The sequence below is a fragment of the Gorillibacterium massiliense genome, assembly GCF_000455485.1.
GTDB lineage: Bacteria > Bacillota > Bacilli > Paenibacillales > NBRC-103111 > Gorillibacterium > Gorillibacterium massiliense.
The window spans coordinates 1-4,162 of record NZ_CBQR020000045.1; the positions used below are offsets into that span (position 1 = coordinate 1).

The 4,162-nt window shown below is 55.6% G+C and carries 1 protein-coding gene and 1 pseudogene; both read right to left on the bottom strand.

Annotated features, from left to right (window positions below):
• Positions 1-473: pseudogene (locus TJ79_RS05025) on the bottom strand (alpha-glucosidase domain-containing protein); the annotation flags it as partial.
• Positions 474-582: 109 nt separating this feature from the next.
• Positions 583-3,885: a TIM-barrel domain-containing protein gene (locus tag TJ79_RS05030; protein ID WP_040949208.1), complete on the bottom strand. Its 3,303-nt coding sequence runs from the start codon at positions 3,883-3,885 to the stop codon at positions 583-585.
• Between the last annotated feature and the right edge of the window lie 277 nt (positions 3,886-4,162).

A 4,162-nucleotide genomic window follows, 5' to 3' on the forward strand; every position in this document is an offset into this window, starting at 1 on the left:
TGGATGCCGTCGTAAAACACCCCGCCCGTGGATGGTTCCCACAAGAGCTTCGTTCCGTCCGCCTTCTTGATGGTCAGCCGCACGGGATTTTTCGTGATTTCGGCTTTCATCAACGGTGTCGTAATCGTGATGGGATCACTGGCCGTGTTGATCGTAGCGCCAACCGCCGCCCAGGTGCGGTTCGGATCAATCATCGGCGTATGCGCGCTGGGAGTGACTCCGTTCGGCCGGTAATCCACTTTGAGGATGCCGTTCTCCACGGCCTGCAGCACGAGAATGTCATCGTTCGGTTCTGTGCCGTTATCTACGGTCAGCGTCAGCGTATCACCGGAGACGCTGCTTGAGATTAGGTTCCCGAGCGAACCGACGTAGGCATACGCCGATTTCGGATTACTGAACCTTGAGCCGGAAAACGCAAGGACAACAGAGGTGATCACGGCCAGGCCTATTTTGACCCGTCGCTTGATCTTCATAAGGTAAACCGCCTCTCTTTCATGTAGTTCCGGGAGAGGGAAGGTGGACACCCTCCGGAACTTCCCGCTCCCGGGCCTTTCCCGATTCCGATTCTCTAGCACGATGACGTTAATGCTCGATGACTGCCAGTTGATCCAAATTGATACCAAGCGAATTGCTCGCATCGTAGCTGATCTTGATCGTATTCATGCCCGCGTTAAGCGACAGGGTGAGCGATGTAGTGCCCCACGTATCCCAGTTGGCTGTTGCCGAGAGCGTCGCATCCGTGATCTTCGTCCCGTTCACATAGATGGCGCGCGAAGCATTGCCGCCTGCCGAGCTGTAGCGCAGTTTGACGGTGTAGGTGCCCGCCGCTTTCACTGAGACGTCGAAGCTGACCGAATCACCGACTTCCGCGAAGCCGTCCACAAAACCGGTTCCCATGTATCCCGTATGATTCGTGTTGGTGGAGACGTTGGTTAGTGTCGCGAATTCGGCTTCGTATTCCACCTTGTTCACGCCGTTCAAGACGACGGATTGCGCCGAGGCGCTAGCTGCGAGCTTGACGTAGGTAAACTTTTGCACCGGATCGTAGTACCAGCCTGTGGAGGCTGCGATCAGCGAGCTAAGCGAGCTGTATGATGTCAGGGTAGTGCCGCCAACAGTTACGGAGCTCGGCTGCGTCGTGAATACCTGCAGCGTCTTCGTGGAGTTGATCGCCGGAAGATCGACGGTTTCCTTGTTCAGCCCGTACTGCTCGGTCGAGGTGATCGTTTTCACCGAACCGCCCACATCATCGTTCCAGGCATAGCTGGTCGTGCCGTACGGATAGACGCGAAAGATCAGGTTGTTGTAGCTCGTCATGCTGTTGCCGATCGTGCCGCCGAGTTGGTACTGCGCATTCAGATTCATGGGCAGGATGCTGCCTGCTTTGACGAAAACCGGGATCGTGTCCACGTCGGCGTTGTAGTTGATGTGCCGTCCGCCAGGACGCTGCGCGCCGTAGAAGAAGTCGATCCAGTCACCTGCAGGGAGATAGACGTCCTTGACGGTTTCCCCTTGGTTGATGACCGGTGCGACAAGCAGGTTGTCGCCGAACATGTACTCCGAGCTGAGATTGTAGGTTTGCGAATCTGTCGGGTACTCCAGCGGCAATGCGCGCATCATTGGCACGCCGGTATTGGCGGTCTTCGTTCCTTCGCTGAAAATATACGGCAAGAGATTGTACCGGATGTTCGCGTATTTCGTGAACTGCGGAATGACCGTCGAGTCCCCGTAGCGGGACTGGGTGTTCCACGGGGTCCGCTCGGCGCTAAACCCGTTGTTTTGGCTCGGGTCGGCTTTCTCGGAGTGGAACTGCATGATCGGCGCGAAGGTGGACATTTCAAAACCGCGCTTGTACAGCTCCACCGTCGGCACGTCGCCGCTGAAGCCCGCCATATCCCACGTCCAGTAAGGCACGCCGGAGATGCCTGCGGACAAGCCGGCCTTCATCGCCTGCTGGAAGGCAGTGAAGGAGGATTCCTGATCGCCTGCCCAGAAGATTTGGTTTTGCTGCGCTTTCTGGGTACCGGACCGGCTGAAGGTCACGGAATCACCGCTCTTCTTCGTGGCGGCGTAATTGTTGTAGGCGCCGACGTAGTCGTTCGGGTATTGGTTGCGCATTTCATCACCTTTTTTCCCATTCGAGAAGGTGTTGACGCGTCCCCAGACCATCTCGCCGCCGTCGGTCTTGAAGCCGTCGATGCCAACGCCGTCGAACAGGTATGCCCGCTTCGACATCCACCAGTTCACGGCAGTCGGATTCGTAAAATCCAGCAATAGGCTGTTATCGAACCAGCCTGATCCGTTCGGGATGCGGTACGCGCCACCACTGCCGTTGCCTACTGCATAGCCCTGCGAGAGCATGTAGGCTTCGTCGTTGTCTTTTTGCGTATAGGTACCGGTGATGTACTTCTCGATGGGAACTTGCCACAGAGTCAGCTTCAGCCCGTTGCTGTGCAGGTTATCCGCCATCTGCTTCGGATTCGGCCATTTGCCGCCGACCGGGAAAGTAAAGTCCGTGTAGGCAAAGGCTTGAGAGCCTGTTTTGGGCGTATACTGTGCATCGTTGAAAATATAGAAGGTGTTCTCGTCACTCCACTGCTCCAGCACCAGCGAGCTGGCCGGAATCTGGTAGGTGTTCAGGTTGTTGACGACGGTGTTTACCTTCGCTTGGGTGCTCCATTCGTTCGCCGAGACCCACAGGCCGTACGCCCATTTCGGAAGTGCATTCGGCTTTGCAGTCAGCGTGGCATAATTGGCAACTACACCCTTCAGATCGTCTCCGCCGACAAAGTAGTAATCAAGCAGCGAACTGGTGCTGCCGCTGGTATTGACCGTGAAGCCGAGCATGTCGGTGCGGGAATTCGCCAGGTCGAATTTGGAGTAATAGGTGGAGTTGACGTAGATCCCGTAACCGTTGGAGTTCAGGAAGAACGGGATGGACATGTACGTTTTGTCGCCGCTCGCCTGATTCTTGTATTGGTTGTAATCGTAGTTCTGAACGACTTGCCCCCGCTTGTTCAGTTGGTCGTAGTGCTCGCCCAGGCCCATGACCGCTTCCGTGGAAGGAGAATACAAATGATCCTCGACCCGCGTAATCACGGAGCTGCCGTCCGTCGCCCAAGCCATGTTGCGGTTGGTCGCGCTATCGTACTCTCTCGCGATTAGCGTCGTGCCGTCCGGCTTGTACACATCGAGACGAAACGGATTTTTCGTCACCTTGAGCATCAGCTTGGACGTGTTGATCCAGGTTTGCGTTGAGTTGTCCGTCACGGTGTAGTTGCTGAGCCCCGTCGCAAAAGTGCCACTTCCGTTAGGCGAAAGCTGCACCCGGAACACGTCGTCCGCCGTAAATGCGATATTGATTTTCGGGGAATAGGTTCCCGTATTCGCCACCGCGTTCAAGACGACGTGATTCGTGCTGTTCGTAATTGAGCTGACGCTTGCCACCGATTCCCAGCCCGTCACCTTGAAGGTGTACGGCCCGATGTCCTTTTGATTCGCCCCGTCCTTGTTGCCGTGAACGGTGTAGGTAACGACATCCCCCTTGGCAAAAGTGCCCAGGTTCGCCACCCAGTAAGTGTTGTTGCCACTGTTGTAGTCCCAGGACGCGCCCACGGCCGGCTGCGTGACGCCGTTCTTCGTCCAGGTGACCCAGGCTGTCTGGCCGGATTCAATCGGCCAGGTGGTAATATGCACATAGACGGTATCTCCCGCCATCGGATCGCGCGGAGAAAGCTCTGTCGGCTGGATATTGTAGGGGTCGTCCCAACCGTACGGATAGTGATAGACGCCGTCGATTGCGTAGGCGGATGGTGTCAAGAGTGAAAAGACAAGCAAAAGACTGAACAAAAGACTAAGCGGCGATCGAATCAAGCTTTTTCTCATTTCACAATTTCCCCTTCCTGTTTGCTGGAATAGAAGGACAAAACCAAAGTGTTCATCCGACCAGAGAACTCGAACAACCCTCTACACGCATCCACCCCTTTACGCCCAATGATACGGGAAGATATCTATAATAAAATCCCGCTTCCTCGTTTGATCGAAGAAGCGGGATGGGAGAGCGAATCATGGATGCATCGCGCTTCTTGTTAGAATCGGATTTCCAGATTTCCGCCGTCGTGTTCTACACCGATATACAACATTCCGTCGCGAAGCAGGTACG